The following is a 17842-nucleotide window of genomic DNA, read 5'->3' on the forward strand; positions in this document are numbered from 1 at the left end:
TGCTTTTTATCGATTATTTTACATCTTTCGTCGAAAAAAGATGCACTTTATCGATATTTATAACCAATTAAATGTTAATTTATTATTTTTCACAAAATTATCCAAAAAAAACTAACTAAACCATAACCATAACCGTGAAAAAAAATTACATTGCTAACCTTTCTTTTCTTCTAAATACCACAGAAAAGAAAAAAACAAATCTTACCACTAAGATTGACCTCAAAAAAAGCTATCGGCTTTTTATCGTATTCCTCTCTCTACTTGCATTCCTTCCAACCCTCAATTTTGCCCAAGGCACCAGCTGTGCGACAGCGACCTCGCTTACCATAAACGGGGCTTGTGGAGGCACTGCGACCATTAACGATACTTCGCAGGACGCGCCAAATGCCAGCGGATGTTCGTTTAACACTTTTCAAAGGGAAGGATGGTATACTTTTACCGTTTCCGGAGGGCCGTTAAACGTGACCATAACTGCGGAAGCGAACAATAGGAATTTATTCCTGCAACTGATGTCGTCTACAGCATCATGCACCGGATTGTCTCAGATTGCCTGTGCCAATAGCGACACAACCAACAACTCTCTTCAAACAGAAACGATATCTGCAACATCATTGGCCAATGGCATTTATTATATAAAAGTCATCAACAACGGAGGGAACAACAACATGACACTCAACAGTATTTGTGTAACGTCCAGTACTCCTTTTGACCCATGTTCGGCTATTACCAACATCGCTTCCTGCGGAACAACGGTAAATGCAACCATCGCTTCGGGCAACGGCTCCTATGGCACTTCTGCCTGCGGATGGACAACTGACGGTAAAGAAAAAATATACACTTTTACACCGGCAACATCCGGCAATTATGCCATACAACAAACTTCATCTTATGCCTATATAGATTATCAATACAAAACAGCTGGGACTTGCAATAGTACGGGATGGTCATGTTTTGATGACTTAAGCGGTACCGCAACAAGTCCGACAGTGGCACTTACAGGCGGGACCCAATATTATATTATGCTTGATCCGGAGAGCACGGCCGGCGGAAACATCAGTTTCAATATCGTTTGCGCACCGGCTCCGTGTGTTGCTCCTGCGAGCCAGGCATCTGCCTTCACTGCAGGGACAGTCACTTCATCCACAATTCCGGTATCATTTACGGGAAGTGCAAACGGATACCTGATCATCCAATCTGCTTCAAGCACACCTCCTACACAACCTGTAAACGGGACCACTTATTCTTCTGGTAATATCAGTTCTTTAGGGGCTGGGCTTACTTTTATCCAAAACAGTACGACAACAAGTTTTACCGCGACCGGTTTGTCAGGTAATACCAGATATTATTATTACATTTTTGCTTATAATGACACCAGTTGTACCGGAGGGCCGGTATACAAAACCGGAGGTTCTCTAACCGGAAACGCAATCACTTGCCCTGCTGTACCAAACAGTGTCAATTCATCAGCAACAGCCAACAGCATTACTGTAAACTGGACAGCCCCAACAGGAGGATCAGCATCAGCAATGTCATATACCATACAAGTAACAACAAATGCCGGTTATACTGCCAATGTACCGGGATCACCATTTATCGTGAGTGCTCCTACGGTAACATTGAGCGCAACAGGATTAACGGCTAATACAACTTACTATTACAGGATTTTGGCAAATAACGGTTGTAGCAGTGCCTATGTTACGGGAACTGCCGCAACAGGATATTGCGTTCCGGCACCTTCAAGTGTTGACGGTACCGGTATAACCAGAGTTGTCATGGGGACAATTAATAACAGTACGGGTGCAGAAGCCGGGAACTATGGGAATTATTCTGCCCAGATAATGAACGGACAGCAAGGTGAAACAATTCCGTTTGCCATCACATTCGCTACCGGATACACCTACGACACCATGATCTGGATTGACTGGAACAATGATTTGGATTTTTCAGACGCCGGCGAAGAAGTATACACAGGCGCTTCATTAGCAACCAACCCAACAACTCTTAACGGAAGCTTCATAGTACCAGCCGGAGCTTCTCTTGGAAACCACAGAATACGTATAGGCGCCGTAGACATGGGACCTCCAACACCTTGTTATACAGGAACATACGGAACTTACGAAGATTACACGATAAACGTCAGCACGGCTACTTGTGCCGGTACTCCTTCTGTAGCTGTTACCGTAACTTCACAAACAACCTCAACTGTCAACTGGACGGCTGCATCACCTGCTCCCGCCCTTGGTTACCAATATTATGTATCGACCTCAACGACAGCTCCAACAGCAGGTACTACGCCAACGGGATCAACCGCAGCAGGTGTAACTACTGTAAACCTGACCGGATTAACCATCGGAACTACTTATTACATTTGGATACGTTCCAACTGTAGTGCAGGATCAAAAGGATTCTGGATAGGGCCAACCAGTTTTTACCAGCCAAGCTGTATGCCTGGAAACAGCACAGGTACTTCCACATTGGGATGTCCTTCTGTAATTTCCGGCGGATTAGGCCTTAACGGAGCCGATCCTGCGCCCATAACCTGTTCGGCAGCTTCGAACTGCGTTGATCTGGAAGCAAATTATTTGGCTTTGGGACAAACAACCAACTATACCGTAGAATCAATACCATACAACCCTCCTTACCAGTTTGGCTGTTTGCAGCATCCGGTGAGTGTTAATATTGATGATGTTTGGTCTCCAACGATCAACCTTCCTTTTAACTTCTGTTATTACGGCAACAATTACAGCTCTTGCATCATTGGGTCTAACGGGGCTTTGTCCTTCAATACTGCCAATGCAGGAGGCGCTTCTGGGTATGCTTTCAGCGATAATTTACCAAGTACAACCGGAGCGCTGTTTGCCAATACCATTTATGGTGTGTACCACGATATCGACCCTAGTAAAGGTGGAGAAGTGGGATGGGAATTGATCACGCTTAATACAGGGTGCCGCGCTTTGGTAGCTTCCTGGAAAGACGTACCGATGTTCTCTGATAATTCTTTGCTGTATACCGGCATGATGGTGTTGTATGAAAACACAAATGTTATCGAAGTTTATATTAAAGAGAAAAAAGTAGACGGGACCTGGAATGGCGGAAATGCCATCGTAGGAGTGCAAAACGCAACCGGAACACAAGCGGTTGTAGCACCAAACCGAAATGGCCTTGATGCAGACTGGACCGTAAATAACGAAGCATGGAGGTTTGTTCCATCCGGCACATCCATAACTTCTGTAAAATGGTTTGAAGGCGCCGGGACTTCAGGGCCTGTAGTAGGAACCCAGGACACCTTAAACGTATGCCCTGCCACCACTACAACTTATACTGCACAGGTTACCTATTCGCTTTGCAATGGTACGACTTTGATTGAAACCGATCAGACTACCGTTACTATTGTCGGAAACAAAATATGGAACGGATCTGTAGATATCGATTGGAATAAAAGCAACAACTGGACACCGGTTGGAGTTCCAACTGCGGCAGACTGCGTTATCATCCCTAACACAACAACAGACCCAACCATTAATGGAACCGGAGGTTTAGCATTAAACTTAACGGTTTTAAACGGAGGCTTCCTAACAGTAGCTCCAAGCAATTACATCACTGTAACTGATTTTGTGAAGGTAAACACAGGAGGTGATTTCAATTTAAAAGACAAGGCGAGCTTGGTGCAGATTAACAACATTACCAATACCGGAAATATCAAAATGGATCGTATTTCAAACATCCGAAGGCTGGATTACGTCTATTGGTCATCCCCTGTAGCGAGTTTCCCTTTGAGTTCGATTTCTCCCCTAACACCATCAAATTTAGTCTGGAAATGGTTGCCAACCACTCCAAGGGCTTTTACCAGTAATTTTGGAGGCTGGACCAATGCCAATGAAAATATGGTTGTCGGAAAAGGGTACATTGTTCGCGGTCCAAACGGATTTACGACAGCCATACAACCTTTTACGGCTTCATTTATAGGAGTGCCAAATAACGGAAACCTTTCTGTGCCTATCAACAGGGATACATACAACGGTGTGAATTACACGGGGCCAACAGCCACAGCTGTTACCAAAGACGATGACAACTGGAACCTGACCGGTAACCCTTATCCGTCAGCGCTTCGTGCCACTGCCTTTTTAACGGCCAATCCTAATGTTGACGGTAATATCCGTTTATGGACGCACGGAACTCCGCCAATTGCAGGTAATTCCGATCCTTTCTATACCAATTATGCGTATAATTATGCAGGATCCGATTATATGGTTTACAATGCCATGGGATCAACCCCTCCAGGATTTAGCGGCTATATTGGTGCCGGCCAGGCGTTCTTCGTATTGATGAACCACACTACCGCTACACCGGGCACGCTGACATTCAACAACAGCATGAGAAGCAACACGTATAACAATGGCCAGTTTTACAGGTCTGAGGCAAATGTGGCAAATAGCGAAGAAGAAATTGAAAGACATCGTATCTGGCTGGATTTAGTAGCGCCTTCAGGTAATGTAAACCGAATCCTGGTAGGATATGCCCAAGGCGCAACCCAGGAAAGGGACAGAATGTACGATGCAACGGTTCTTGAAGGAGTCAATCAGAATTTCTATTCCCGAATTGCAGACGAAAACATGGTCATCCAGGGAAGAACCTTGCCATTTGACCAAAACGACCAGGTCCCTCTTGGGGTATTGCTTCCGCAGAATGGGGACTATAGCATCGCCATTGCAAAAACCGACGGTTTATTCGAGAATGAAAGCCAGCCTATCTTCCTGGAAGATGTAGCAACGGGCACTATCCATAATTTGCGTGATACACCGTATAATTTTACAGCTGCGCCAGGCCGTTTTGACAATCGCTTCATACTGAGGTATACCAACACAACATTGGGCAATCCTGATGTGAATGCCCTTGAAAATTCAGTAATTGTATTCAAAACCGATCGATTGAATGTGAAATCTACTTTGGAACCAATAAAAGAAATCATCGTGTATGATGTATTAGGAAAGTTATTGGTAAACAAGAAAAACGTAAACAAAAACGAATTGACCATCCAGGAGTTAAACCCTACTTCTGATGTTCTCTTGGTGAAAGTTATCCTTGAAAACAATAGCATCGTGGTTAAAAAAGTAGTGTATTAATTCCGATCCTGATTATAAACAAGCAAAAGGCCTCATTAGTTAGAGGCCTTTTCTTTTTTATCAAAATCAATATATTTAAAAATATTTCAGGAAATTCCAAAATGGCCTTTTTTGTAAATAATCAAGGTTTTTTTCATTTGCGTAGGCTTCCCTTTCAAAAGAAATATTCCTGTACGCCAAATGCCTGTTTTTGTATTGCATCCAGCGTCCTAAAAATTCCAGGCCATACCATAGGAAAAAAGGAATGACCAGCATTTCCTTCTGCTGGCAAATATGGATCCTTTCGTGATGGAGCATTACCGCATCTTCCCGGTCTTTCCTACTTACCAAAATAACGAAAGGAAACAGTGTAATCCCCCGAAATCCTTTTGGCGTTAAATATTTTAATACTAATACAATCATTACAGGTAAAGTTCCTAAATTTGTGCATATGAATGACCAAAATAAAGAAAATAAATTAGTCGAAGGAGAAGATTTCTATTACACTCCCGAAGGCTATAAATGTTTTACCGAAAAATACCATCTGAAAAGAGGCTATTGCTGCAAAAGCGGCTGCCGGCACTGCCCTTATGGTTTTGACAAAAAAACAGGAACCAATAAAAAACCCTAACACAGCCAACGCAAAAAATGGACATTCATTCGCTCAAATACAAAATTAAAATCCACAAGTCCTACCATAGGTCCGACATTCGCTATCCCTAGTTTTCTGTTCCCCGCAAATACAGAATACCGATAATCGAATAATTAAACACATACAATAATGACTTTTCAAGAACAAATAACACAAGGGATACCATCTGTTTTACCACAGCCGAAACCATATGACACCTCTATAAACCACGCGCCAAAACGCAAAGAGATATTATCAGAAGAAGAAAAAAAACTGGCCCTGAAAAATGCCCTGCGCTATTTTGAGGCAAAAGACCACGCCGAACTGATTCCTGAATTTAAAGAAGAATTACGCAACTACGGACGTATTTACATGTACCGTTTGCGCCCGGATTACAGAATGTATGCCAGGCCTATTTCGGAATATCCGGGAAAATGCGAGCAGGCCAAAGCCATCATGCTCATGATCCAAAACAACCTGGATTATGCCGTAGCGCAGCATCCGCACGAACTCATTACCTATGGCGGGAACGGTGCCGTGTTCAGCAATTGGGCACAATACCTGCTAACGATGAAGTACTTGTCCGAAATGACAGAGGAACAAACATTGGTTATGTATTCCGGCCATCCGATGGGATTGTTCCCGTCCCACAGCGAAGCGCCAAGAGTAGTGGTTACCAACGGAATGATGATCCCTAATTATTCCCAGCCGGACGATTGGGAAAAATTCAATGCTTTAGGCGTTACGCAATACGGCCAGATGACCGCAGGAAGTTATATGTATATCGGCCCGCAGGGAATTGTACACGGAACAACCATTACGGTACTAAACGGATTCCGTAAAATCAAAAAGAACCCTTCCGGGAACTTATTCGTAACCTCAGGTTTAGGTGGAATGAGCGGTGCACAGCCCAAAGCAGGGACTATTGCCGGATGTGTGACGGTCTGCGCCGAAGTAAACCCTAAAATTACCCGTATCCGCCACGAACAGGGATGGATCCATGAAATACACGAAGATATTAACGAATTGGTAGCCCGCGTACGCAAAGCCCAACAAGATAAAGAAATCGTATCTCTGGCTTATCTGGGGAATATTGTAGATGTCTGGGAGCGTTTTGACCAGGAAAACCTGCATATTGACCTGGGATCGGACCAAACCTCATTGCACAACCCTTGGGCCGGCGGCTATTACCCGGTAGGAATTTCTTTTGAGGAAGCCAATGCCATGATGGCCAACAATCCGGAGCAATTCAAGACAGAAGTACAAAAAACATTAAGGCGCCATGCTGATGCCATCAACAAACATACGGCAAAAGGCACTTATTTTTTCGATTACGGAAATGCCTTCCTATTGGAAGCTTCCCGCGCCGGAGCGGATATAATGGCACCAAACGGAATTGATTTCAGATACCCGAGTTATGTCCAGGACATTATGGGGCCAATGTGCTTCGATTACGGATTCGGGCCGTTCCGATGGGTGTGTACTTCAGGGAAACCGGAAGATTTGGCCAAAACCGATGCTATTGCCTGCCAGGTTTTGGAAGAAATGAAGAAAAATTCCCCTGCTGAAATCCAACAGCAAATGGCCGATAACATCCAATGGATCAAAGGCGCACAAGAAAACAAACTTGTAGTAGGCTCACAGGCAAGAATCCTTTATGCCGATGCCGAAGGACGGACTAAAATCGCAGAAGCCTTCAATCAGGCTATTGCCAAAGGCGAAATCGGGTACGTGGTTTTAGGCCGTGACCATCATGATGTTTCCGGAACCGATTCCCCATACCGCGAAACGTCGAACATTTATGACGGTTCCCGCTTTACTGCCGATATGGCCATTCAAAACGTCATCGGGGACAGTTTCCGTGGTGCTACCTGGGTTTCCATCCACAATGGCGGCGGTGTAGGCTGGGGCGAAGTGATCAATGGTGGTTTTGGGATGGTCCTTGACGGAAGCCCTGCCGCTTCAAGGCGTTTGGAATCCATGCTGTTTTGGGATGTCAATAACGGTATCTCCAGAAGAAGCTGGGCCAGGAACGAAGGAGCTATTTTTGCAATAAAAAGAGCTATGGAGACGCAACCTTTATTAAAAGTAACCATCCCTACTATAGTAGATGACTCATTATTATAATTTTAGGTGTAAAGTTTACGTTATTATTTAAGCTTTAGACCATCAAACGTTGAACTTAAATAACGAAATATGAAAGCAATAAAAATTATAACCGTGGTACTGGCATTTATTGTCACATCGTGCAGCACAGTAAGGGTAAATTCCGATTACGACAAAACTGTTAATTTCAGCCAGTACAAAACATACGCATTCCATAAAAACGGTATAGACAAGGCCGAGATTTCCGATTTGGATAAAAAAAGGATCCTAAAATCCATCGATGCGCAACTGGCTGCAAAAGGCATGACAAAAAGCGAAACACCGGATTTGCTGGTTAATATCTTCACCAAGGAAAGGGAGCGTATCGATGTAAACCAATTCAACGCCGGATGGGGTTATGGTTGGGGTTACGGATGGAATCCTTATTTATGGGGCGGAAGAACATACGTATCTTCTTCTACGGAAGGGACATTGTATATCGACCTGATCGACGCCAAGAACAAAGAACTCATCTGGGAAGGAATGGGAACCGGGTACCTAACGCAGGACACCCATAAGAAAGACGAAAGAATCAATGAATTTGTCACTAAGATTATTGCCGAATTCCCTCCTCAACCCAAATAATACAACATTCTATTTTTTCCGGGAAGCCTGTTTTGCAAACAGGCTTCTTTTTTTCGGCTACTTTCCTGCCTTGATAAAATACATTGTTAATTCGCATTGTATTCTCATCAAACATTTTGTAATTTTACCCGAAATACAACACCCACAGAAATCATGGATACCGAATTTCAGACCAATCCGCTAATAGAAAGACTGCCTAAACATTTAAAACAGTTTATCAAACCGCAAAATTACGAGGACTACACTCCTATCAACCAAGCGGTATGGCGTTATGTGATGCGTAAGAATGTCGATTATCTCTCGAAGGTAGCCCATGATTCGTACCTGGACGGACTCAAGAAGACCGGACTGGAAATCGAGAACATCCCCAACATGTACGGCATGAACCGTATCCTGAAAGAAATTGGCTGGGCAGCTGTTGCCGTTGATGGTTTCATCCCTCCCAATGCCTTTATGGAATTCCAGGCCTACAACGTACTGGTAATCGCTTCAGACATCCGTCAGTTGGAACATATAGAATACACACCCGCTCCGGACATCATCCACGAAGGTGCCGGCCATGCTCCTATTATTGCCAATCCGGAATATGCAGAATATTTGCGCCGTTTTGGGGAAATCGGGTGCAAGGCCATCTCATCAGCGAGGGATTATGAAATGTACGAAGCCATCCGTTTGCTTTCCATCCTGAAAGAAGCCGAAGGTACTCCTAAAGAAGAAATCCAGGCGATCGAAAAACGTGTGGATGATTTGCAGAATGATATGGGCGAACTTTCTGAAATGGCCCAAATCAGGAACCTGCATTGGTGGACGGTGGAATACGGTCTGATCGGTACGGTGGAGGATCCTAAAATATATGGCGCCGGCTTGCTGTCTTCCATTGGGGAAAGCGCATGGTGCATGACTGATAACGTTAAAAAACTTCCGTACGACATCCGTGCCGTAGACCAAAGTTTCGACATTACCAAACCACAGCCGCAATTGTATGTCACACCTGATTTTGCCCATCTGAACCAGGTGCTGGAAGAATTTGCCAACAAAATGGCCTTGCGTACCGGAGGGCTTTCCGGAATACGGAAACTGATCCAATCCAATGCTTTGGGCACCATAGAATTGAGCACAGGAGTCCAGATTTCCGGTGTATTTACCCATGTGATTGAGCACGAAGGCAAACCGATTTATGTCCAGACAACAGGAAAGACAGCCTTATCCAACAGGGAGAAGGAATTGGTGGGCCACGGAACAGAATACCATAGTGAAGGCTTTGGTTCTCCGGTCGGGAAACTGAAAGGCATCAACCTTGCTATTGAAGACATGAGCCCTCGTGACCTTAACGCCTATGCGATTTCCGAAGGGCAGAAAGTACAATTGGAATTTGAAGGTGATATTATCGTATCCGGCGAAATCATCACAGGTTCCCGTAATCTTCAAGGGCAGATTATCACGATCAGTTTTAAAAACTGCACCGTAACACATCATGATACCGTACTATTCCAGCCGGAATGGGGCACTTACGATATGGCAATAGGCAAGAAAGTGATTTCCGCTTTTTCGGGCCCGGCCGATGTGAGGAGTTTTGACCTGATTACGCATGTGCCATCGAGCAAAACCATTAAATCCAAAAAGACTCCGGAACGGGAGGAACTCGAAGGTTTGTACCAAAATATCCGTAACATCCGTGAAGGAAAAGCTGCCAATATGAGCCTGGAAGTTACCTTTGAGCAAGTCGTGCAAAACCATCCGAAAGACTGGCTTCTTACGGTGGAGATAACCGAGTTGGCACACCAGGGGCAAAATGTGGTTTTGGAACAAAAGGCCATCAAACACCTGGAAGCCCTTAAAGTCATCCGGCCGGAACTGGACAAGCTGATCTCTAACGGATTAGAGTTGATTTTCGATAAGGCTACTGCTTAAATTATAAAGCGAATTGCTTCTCTGAAGTGATTTCCTCTCCTTTATACTGAACTTTCCAGCCAACGGAATGGGTAACCAGCAAAAGTTTGGAAAGTTCGCTCACCAGGCGGTTCTGTGCATTTGCCTTTAATGTGGATTTTTCAATTTTGGCCGCCAGGTCCGCTTTGACTTTCCTGGTAATTTTATTGAAATCCTCTCCTGTAAATTCGTTGAGTTTGCTCTGTTCGATATCATAATAATGAATATCCGGGCTGATTTTGATTTCTTCTTTAGGGATATTGAGTATGGTAATCGTCTTGTCCTCTTCGCTGATGTCGTATTTCATCTGGCGCAGGTCATAGGCTACGGAAACATCGGAATTGACCACAACCAGTGCCTTTTTATCAAAAGAAATCATGCCGCCAAAATAACGGTCCTGGTCCTTGTAGGTAAGTACCTGGGAGAAATGGCCTTCGGTAACGACTAATTTGCCCACATTTTTGATCTGCTCCTGAATGAGGTTGGAATTGTATTCCGATGTGGCCTCGGCATCAGATGTAAAAGATTTGATGACAATAAAAACCAGTATACCGATGATCAGCAGGTAAAAGAGTTTCTTGTAGTTGATTAAATTGACCATATTTATTCAAATTTCATGTTGGGGAACCGTGATACTAATGTATTGATTTTTTGGTTCAGATGTTGCAAAAACTTCTGATGGCTTTCGGAATCCGGGTTGAAAGGCCGGTGTGCCAATCCTTTTTGAATGGCATCCACGGTTTCCATAACGGGAAAGGCAGCTGGAGAAACAGTTGTTTCGGTGAATCTTTTCCAGATATAATCTATGGCTACTGTGTTTGGATGCAGCATATCTTCGGTATAGAAACGATAATCGCGGAGCTCGTCCATCATGATTTCATAACTGGGAAAATAGCCCAAACGCGGTCCAGCAGAACCTAACACGGCGTGCAGGGCGGCAAAAAGATGTGACTTGCTGTGTTGGTTTTCGGTAAAGCCGTCTTTGATGTGGCGCACCGGGGAAACCGTAAAAACGATAACGGCCTTGCTATTGGCTTCAAATATCAGATCGGAAATATGTTGTATGCTTTTTTGGATGGCTTCTGTGGAAAGCAGTTCTTTGGCAAATTGCTTTTGAGGCACTTTATGGCAATTGGCTACGATTTCTCCCGAGGCAATATCCCGGTAAACCCACGCCGTACCTAACGTAATGAAGATATGGGTTGCTTCTGTTATTTGCCGGTTTGCCCTTTCGAGGGTAGTGTTGAGATGCTCCAGGAAATATTCCTTATCGGGGTGGCTTGCCTTCGAATGCACCTCGAAGCAATGCCACAACTCGTTATGGAAGAAGATGTCTTTTTCCGTAAAGGACTCTTTTTGGAGGATCCTGCGGATGTTTCTTTCCAGGGAAACCGGATTGAAGATGATCCCGAAAGGATTGATCGCGTTTTCGAAATGGTAGTATTGGAATTTCTCCCCTATGCTTTCGGCAAAACAGGAACCCAGGGAAACAATTTTGGAATCATAACCGATGGGATTTGCTGAATCCGGAATGGGAACTTTGGTGGAGAATTGCATAATGGCTGGTATTGGTATTCAAAAATAGTAAATAGTTTTTAATTTTAGAGTGGGTAGTTGCAGTTTGCAGTGGCGGTTGACAGGGCTGCTGCCGGAGCTTGTTCGCTACAGCCCGGATGGGAACGGCATCCTTTTGCTTTTTTCTTTAAAAAGCAAAAGATAGAGAGTACAGCCGGATAAGCTGCCTAAAAACATAAAAAAACCTCACGAAATGTGAGGCTTTTTATTTGTAAATTAATCAATCGCAGTGCTTAATACGTAAATTGAACGGAATTCCTGGCACCCGAAAGCGAAATCATGTTTATTTCTGTTGGATAACCTTCAGCATTAAAGGTCATTTGATTCGAAAAACCATTAACCAAATTACCCATGGAATTGTAATACTTATACGTTAGGATATTATGCTTGGCAAAACCAGAATTCGAATTAGGCACTTTTTGCATCCCCGCAGCATTTTCAAATATTGTTTTTTCAGTATCATAGGTAAATTCTTCCGTACTGAATAAGTACCCGTTCCGGTAGTCTTCAGTCTTTAACGTTTGCCCTTCGGAATCCAGCCACATTTTTCCTGTGTGGGTTAGAGTGGTTTGGTTTTGAAAGGTCCCGGAATACTCTTCATATGTTAGCGTATTATCAGGATTATAGGTAAATACTCTTCTGAAAGCTTGGGAAGTTGGATCCAGCCCTAGATTCTGATGGAATAAAAGTTTTTGGCTTATTAATTTCTGATTCGCATTATACTCATATAGTGTTTCTGTTAACAAAGTACCATCCGCATAATAACGAGCCGTTTTTGTGATTAAATTTCCATTATACGTATTTACAACATAATCACTTGCATTTATAGTTACCTGTACCAGTTTATTTCCGTCATACCGGTAGGTTGAACTGCCATTTTCCGAAGTTGCCTTTTTGACCAAAAGAAAACCAGGATTGGAGGAATCATCATTAGAACAAGAGGAAAAGAACACTGCGAAGAAACTAAAAACGTACATTAATTTTCTCATTGGGGTTTTTGATTTTTATGGAGAAAAGAAAAACGGAAACCGAAGCTTCCGTTTTTTGAATTTATTAAACAATGGATTACTTTACGAAATCAATGGCTTTTGCAAGTGCTTCGGTAATGCCGGCTGCGTTTTTACCTTTCCCTGAAGCGAAAAACGGCTGTCCTCCTCCATTTCCATCGATATATTTGCCAAGTTCTTTGATGACCACATTGGCGTTTAAACCTTTGGCCGCTACCAGTTCTTTTGAAATATAGCAATGGATGTTTGGCAACCCTTCTTCAATGGAAGCCAGGACTACAAAAGAATCCGGTGCAAAGCTTCCTATGGCCTGTGCCAGGTCTTTGGTCCCGCTCATACTCAAATCTACCTGTTTGGCCAAGAAATGGATACCGTTTATTTCTTTGCTTTCTGAAACTAAACTTTGTTTCAGGCTTTCGATTTTTTCTTTCATCAAAACCTCAACCTGTTTTTTAAGTTTTGCATTATCGTCTTGTAACGAAACAACTGATTTTAAGATATCCTGCGGGTTTTTTAGTGTTTCCTTGATTCCTGCCAGCGTACTTTCCTGAGTGGTGTAGAAATCTTTTACGGCATCGCCCGTGATGGCTTCGATACGGCGGATACCTGCGGCTACAGCACCTTCGGAAATGATTTTGAAATGCCAGATATCAGCGGTGTTTTTCACGTGGATTCCTCCGCAAAGTTCCATGCTGTCGCCAAATTTGATGGCACGCACGTTGTCTCCGTATTTTTCCCCGAACAACGCCATAGCGCCTTCTTCAAGTGCTTGCTGGATTGGAATACTCCTTCTTTCAATAAGAGGCAATTGCTCTTCGATCCTTGCATTGACGAAATCCTCTACCTGCCTGATTTCCTCATCGGAGACTTTACTGAAGTGCGAGAAGTCAAAACGCAAATAATTCGGGTTTACCAAAGATCCTTTTTGTTCTACATGCGTTCCTAAAAGGGTTCTCAGTGCCTGGTGCATAAGATGTGTAGCCGAGTGGTTCTTGGATGTTGAAGTCCTTAGGCTTGTATCGACTTTGGCCGTGAAAGCCGCATTTACATTTTCAGGAAGCTGCTTGGCAAAATGCAGGATCAGGTTGTTTTCTTTTTTGGTATCGATGATCTCGATGGTTTCATTGGCAGAGACCAAAATTCCTTTATCGCCAACCTGCCCTCCTCCTTCCGGATAGAAAGGGGTGTTGTCCAGAACGATCTGGTACAGGATACCGTCTTTTTTGGAATCGATTTTACGGATCCGCGTGATCTTGACGTCATTTTCTGTCTGGTCATACCCTACGAAGGTTTCCACATTGCCCGGAATAAGTACAGACCAGTCTTCTGTAGAAACTTCTGAAGCGGCTCTTGAACGGGCTTTTTGCTTTTGCAGTTCCGATTCAAATCCTTCTTCATCATAAGTCATGCCTTTTTCCTTTAGGATCAGGGCTGTCAAGTCTTTCGGAAAACCGAAGGTATCGTACAATTCGAAGGCTTTGGCTCCCGATACTTCTTTTGCATTGGTTTCGGCCACTACATTTTCCAGTAGTTGCAACCCTTGTTCCAAAGTTCTTAGGAATGAAGCCTCTTCTTCGCGGATCACATTGGTAACAAGTTGTTGCTGGGCTTTGATTTCCGGGAAAAATTCGCCCATCTGATCTGCCAATACAGCTACCAATTTATTGATGAAAGGTTCTTTTGTATTTAAGAAAGTAAACCCGTAACGGATGGCGCGGCGCAAAATCCTACGGATTACGTAACCAGCTCCTGTGTTGGAAGGCAACTGGCCATCTGCAATAGCGAAAGCTACGGCACGTACGTGGTCTACAATAACGCGTATGGCGATATTTATTTTGTTTTGCTCTTCGCTGATATCCTTGACATCGTTGGTTGTATATTTCAATCCTGTGATCTGCTCCACTTTTTCGATTAGCGGTGAGAAGACATCAGTGTCGTAATTCGAGGTTTTGTTTTGCAAAGCCATGCACAAACGTTCAAAGCCCATTCCTGTATCTACGTGCTGTGCCGGCAGTTTTTCCAACGAACCGTCTGCTTTACGGTTGAATTCCATAAAAACATTATTCCAGATCTCAACTACCTGCGGATGGTCATTGTTTACAAGGCTTTTTCCTGAAACCAACGCTTTTTCTTCCGCAGAACGAATATCTACGTGAATTTCGGAACAAGGCCCGCAAGGCCCCTGATCGCCCATTTCCCAGAAATTATCTTTTTTATTCCCCAAAATGATACGGTCCTCGTCTACCAGGGTTTTCCAGATATCCCATGCTTCCTGGTCGAAAGGCACATTGTCTTCTTTGCTTCCTTCAAAAACGGAAACATATAGGTTTTCTTTTGGGATCTTATACACTTCCGTCAGCAATTCCCACGCCCAGTTGATGGCTTCTTTTTTGAAATAATCGCCAAAAGACCAGTTCCCCAGCATTTCAAACATGGTATGGTGGTACGTATCAAAACCTACATCCTCTAAATCGTTATGCTTACCTGACACACGGAGACATTTTTGCGTATCGGCTATCCTTGGGCTTTTAGGTGTTCCGTTCCCTAAAAAGAATTCCTTGAACTGGGCCATTCCCGAGTTATTGAACATCAGGGTCGGATCGTCCTTAAGTACGATAGGCGCAGAAGGAACGATGGTATGTCCTTTGCTTTCAAAGAATTGCAAAAACTGCTTGCGAATGTCTTGTGATTTCATGGTATGTTGATTCGTTATATTTTAATATCTGTTTATTGAGCCACGGCAAAAAAACCAAACGTATAGGGTAATTCCGCATGGATTATTACTAAAGCAAAACCCGAAAAACTGCTTCAAAAAACTACAAATAGTTGAAACATTTTTTAAGTTATTACGTATAATAGTTGTTACTTTGTAATAATGAGTGCAAAAGTAGTATATTTTTAAGTTATGTCGAAAAAAGTTAAATATTATTACGACACCGAAAATTTAGCCTATCATAAGATCAAACCCAAGAAAGCCAAAAGTTTGGGTTATGCCGCTTTGTTTTTAGTCGCATCAGCTTTATTTGGTTTTCTGTGTTTTGTCGTATTATTGAACACCCCTTATTTTGAAACCCCGAAAGACAAAGCCCAAGCCAGGCAAATTGAAAACCTGAAACTGAACTATAAGATCCTGGACAAGAAAATGGATGAGCTGGACGCTGTTTTGGCAAACGTTGAAGACCGGGACAATAATATATACAGGGTATATTTCAACAATGCCCCGCTTTCCCAAATGCCGAAGAAAAAAGGGATTATAACCAACGAGCGGTTCAAAGAGCTTTTAAGTTCCAATAACGAGCAGCTGGTATCCAATACGACGCAACGCGTGGACCAGATTTCCCAAAGGCTGGCCATCCAGTCAAAATCATTGGATGAAATTTTGAAATTAGCCAAAGCAAAAGAAAAGTTTTTAGGGTCCATTCCTGCCATCCAGCCGGTAAAGAACGAACAGCTTAAACGCATGGCCTCCGGTTACGGATACCGTAGCGACCCTTTTACAAAAGCCCGGAAAATGCACAAAGGCATGGATTTTACCGCCCCGACGGGAACACCTGTTTTTGCCACCGGTGATGGCGTGATAGAACGCGCCGACAATACGGCTTCCGGGTTCGGGAACCACATTGTCATACGCCACGGCTACGGATATGAGACGTTATACGCTCATTTGAGCCGGTATAACAAAAGAGTCGGACAGCGTGTAAACCGCGGCGACATTATAGGATTTGTGGGCAGCACCGGACGAAGCGAAGCACCACATTGCCATTACGAAGTACATAAAAACGGAAATGCCATCAACCCTCTTAATTTCTATTACGGAAATATTTCGGCTGTGGAATATACGGCTATTGCCAAATTAGCAACTCAAGAAAACCAATCTCTGGATTAATGCATATCGAATTACCTGAAAATAAAAGATACTACAGCATGGGCGAAGTCGCGAAAGCCTTTGACGTGAACCAATCGCTTATCCGGTTTTGGGATAAGGAATTTGACATCCTCAAACCAAAAAAGAACGCCAAGGGCAACAGGATGTTTACGCCTGAAGATGTGAAAAACCTGCAATTGATTTATCATTTGGTCAAGGAAAGAGGCTTTACATTAGAAGGCGCAAAAGTACACCTGAAAGAAGGGCAGCAGAAAACACTGGACAAATTTGACATTATCCGCAAACTGGAAATGATCAGGACGCAATTGTTGAATATCAAGAACGAATTGTAACGAATTGCCTGTCACATCGACTAATTAAACAAAAACTAAACATTTAAAACAGATATTATGAGAAAATTATTGCCTATCGGAATTATCATTGCATTAGTTGTAATCATCGGATTTTGGGTTATTGGAATAAAGAACTCAGCGTTACGATACAGCCAGGCTACTGAAAAAGAATGGGGAAATGTAAATACGGCTTATCAAAGAAGAAATGATTTGATTGGCAATTTGGTAAATACGGTAAAAGGGGCCGCAGATTTCGAAAAAGGAACTTTGACGGCAGTTATCGAGGCCAGAGCCAAAGCCACTTCAATAAACGTTGACCCGAAAAACATCAGCCCGGAGCAATTGGCACAATTCAACCAGGCACAAAGCGGGGTTTCCTCTGCCTTATCACGATTATTGGTAACCGTAGAACAATACCCGACCTTGAAAGCGAATGAAAACTTCCTTAAACTGCAAGACGAATTAGCGAGCACTGAAAACCAAATTTTAACGGCAAGGACTCGTTTTAACGAATCGGTACAAGCGTATAACGGTTATATTTTGGCCATTCCTAACAGCTGGTTTTTAGGAAGCTACAAAGAAAAAGGGTATTTCCAGGCGGTGGCCGGAGCAGAAAAACCAGTTGAAGTAAAATTCTAATCGATACAAAA

At 43.3% G+C, this 17842-nt stretch carries 13 protein-coding genes; 8 read left to right on the forward strand and 5 right to left on the reverse strand.

Annotated features, from left to right (window positions below):
* Nucleotides 1-134: 134 nt before the first annotated feature.
* Nucleotides 135-5123 (forward strand): GEVED domain-containing protein, encoded by a 4989-nt coding sequence (locus tag E4635_RS13965; RefSeq protein WP_135527321.1) that lies wholly within the window; start codon nucleotides 135-137, stop codon nucleotides 5121-5123.
* 75 nt (nucleotides 5124-5198) lie between these two features.
* Here the strand turns inward: E4635_RS13965 and E4635_RS13970 are convergent, their stop codons facing one another.
* Nucleotides 5199-5525, reverse strand: a complete 327-nt coding sequence (locus E4635_RS13970; RefSeq protein WP_135527322.1) for a hypothetical protein — start codon at nucleotides 5523-5525, stop codon at nucleotides 5199-5201.
* A gap of 28 nt (nucleotides 5526-5553) precedes the next feature.
* Between E4635_RS13970 and E4635_RS13975 the strand changes: the two genes are divergently transcribed.
* The 4 genes from E4635_RS13975 (at nucleotide 5554) to E4635_RS13990 (ending at nucleotide 10374) form a co-directional block, all read left to right on the forward strand.
* Nucleotides 5554-5733: a DUF5522 domain-containing protein gene (locus E4635_RS13975; protein WP_135527323.1), complete on the forward strand. Its 180-nt coding sequence runs from the start codon at nucleotides 5554-5556 to the stop codon at nucleotides 5731-5733.
* 150 nt (nucleotides 5734-5883) lie between these two features.
* Nucleotides 5884-7860 carry a urocanate hydratase gene (locus E4635_RS13980; protein WP_135527324.1) on the forward strand — a complete coding sequence of 659 codons (1977 nt, stop codon included), beginning with the start codon at nucleotides 5884-5886 and terminating at the stop codon, nucleotides 7858-7860.
* A gap of 69 nt (nucleotides 7861-7929) precedes the next feature.
* Entirely contained in the window at nucleotides 7930-8463 is a 534-nt protein-coding gene (locus tag E4635_RS13985; RefSeq protein ID WP_135527325.1) for a DUF4136 domain-containing protein, read from the forward strand.
* Between the two features lie 153 nt (nucleotides 8464-8616).
* Nucleotides 8617-10374, forward strand: coding sequence for an aromatic amino acid hydroxylase (locus E4635_RS13990; protein WP_135527326.1), 1758 nt, complete (start codon nucleotides 8617-8619; stop codon nucleotides 10372-10374).
* 1 nt (nucleotide 10375) lies between these two features.
* Here the strand turns inward: E4635_RS13990 and E4635_RS13995 are convergent, their stop codons facing one another.
* The 4 genes from E4635_RS13995 to alaS all read right to left on the reverse strand — a co-directional run bounded on the left by E4635_RS13995 (nucleotide 10376) and on the right by alaS (nucleotide 15669).
* Entirely contained in the window at nucleotides 10376-10993 is a 618-nt protein-coding gene (locus tag E4635_RS13995; RefSeq protein ID WP_135527327.1) for a DUF4230 domain-containing protein, read from the reverse strand.
* A gap of 2 nt (nucleotides 10994-10995) precedes the next feature.
* Nucleotides 10996-11949, reverse strand: coding sequence for a GSCFA domain-containing protein (locus tag E4635_RS14000; protein ID WP_135527328.1), 954 nt, complete (start codon nucleotides 11947-11949; stop codon nucleotides 10996-10998).
* A 251-nt stretch (nucleotides 11950-12200) separates the two neighbouring features.
* Complete coding sequence (locus tag E4635_RS14005; protein ID WP_135527329.1) at nucleotides 12201-12956, reverse strand: hypothetical protein; 756 nt, start codon at nucleotides 12954-12956, stop codon at nucleotides 12201-12203.
* A gap of 76 nt (nucleotides 12957-13032) precedes the next feature.
* On the reverse strand, nucleotides 13033-15669 hold the full coding sequence (gene alaS / locus E4635_RS14010) for an alanine--tRNA ligase (protein WP_135527330.1): 2637 nt from the start codon (nucleotides 15667-15669) through the stop codon (nucleotides 13033-13035).
* A gap of 210 nt (nucleotides 15670-15879) precedes the next feature.
* On the opposite strand from alaS, the gene E4635_RS14015 reads away from it, so the two are divergent.
* From E4635_RS14015 to E4635_RS14025, 3 genes are read left to right on the forward strand one after another with little or no spacing between them, the layout of a single operon-like run.
* Nucleotides 15880-16860, forward strand: coding sequence for a M23 family metallopeptidase (locus E4635_RS14015; protein WP_135527331.1), 981 nt, complete (start codon nucleotides 15880-15882; stop codon nucleotides 16858-16860).
* Nucleotides 16860-17192 (forward strand): MerR family transcriptional regulator, encoded by a 333-nt coding sequence (locus E4635_RS14020; RefSeq protein ID WP_135527332.1) that lies wholly within the window; start codon nucleotides 16860-16862, stop codon nucleotides 17190-17192. Before E4635_RS14015 ends, E4635_RS14020 begins: the two co-directional genes overlap by 1 nt.
* 57 nt (nucleotides 17193-17249) lie before the next feature.
* Nucleotides 17250-17831, forward strand: coding sequence for a LemA family protein (locus E4635_RS14025; RefSeq protein ID WP_135527333.1), 582 nt, complete (start codon nucleotides 17250-17252; stop codon nucleotides 17829-17831).
* Nucleotides 17832-17842 lie beyond the last annotated feature (11 nt).

It is taken from the genome of Flavobacterium humi, assembly GCF_004745595.1.
GTDB lineage: Bacteria > Bacteroidota > Bacteroidia > Flavobacteriales > Flavobacteriaceae > Flavobacterium > Flavobacterium humi.

What these genes read in the sequence shown, in the direction of transcription:
- E4635_RS13970 (WP_135527322.1), bottom strand. Translation starts at nt 5,525, where the DNA reads ATGATTGTATTAGTATTAAAATATTTAACGCCAAAAGGATTTCGGGGG.
- E4635_RS13975 (WP_135527323.1), top strand. Translation starts at nt 5,554, where the DNA reads ATGAATGACCAAAATAAAGAAAATAAATTAGTCGAAGGAGAAGATTTC.
- E4635_RS13980 (WP_135527324.1), top strand. Translation starts at nt 5,884, where the DNA reads ATGACTTTTCAAGAACAAATAACACAAGGGATACCATCTGTTTTACCA.
- E4635_RS13985 (WP_135527325.1), top strand. Translation starts at nt 7,930, where the DNA reads ATGAAAGCAATAAAAATTATAACCGTGGTACTGGCATTTATTGTCACA.
- E4635_RS13990 (WP_135527326.1), top strand. Translation starts at nt 8,617, where the DNA reads ATGGATACCGAATTTCAGACCAATCCGCTAATAGAAAGACTGCCTAAA.
- E4635_RS13995 (WP_135527327.1), bottom strand. Translation starts at nt 10,993, where the DNA reads ATGGTCAATTTAATCAACTACAAGAAACTCTTTTACCTGCTGATCATC.
- E4635_RS14000 (WP_135527328.1), bottom strand. Translation starts at nt 11,949, where the DNA reads ATGCAATTCTCCACCAAAGTTCCCATTCCGGATTCAGCAAATCCCATC.
- E4635_RS14005 (WP_135527329.1), bottom strand. Translation starts at nt 12,956, where the DNA reads ATGAGAAAATTAATGTACGTTTTTAGTTTCTTCGCAGTGTTCTTTTCC.
- alaS (WP_135527330.1), bottom strand. Translation starts at nt 15,669, where the DNA reads ATGAAATCACAAGACATTCGCAAGCAGTTTTTGCAATTCTTTGAAAGC.
- E4635_RS14015 (WP_135527331.1), top strand. Translation starts at nt 15,880, where the DNA reads ATGTCGAAAAAAGTTAAATATTATTACGACACCGAAAATTTAGCCTAT.
- E4635_RS14020 (WP_135527332.1), top strand. Translation starts at nt 16,860, where the DNA reads ATGCATATCGAATTACCTGAAAATAAAAGATACTACAGCATGGGCGAA.
- E4635_RS14025 (WP_135527333.1), top strand. Translation starts at nt 17,250, where the DNA reads ATGAGAAAATTATTGCCTATCGGAATTATCATTGCATTAGTTGTAATC.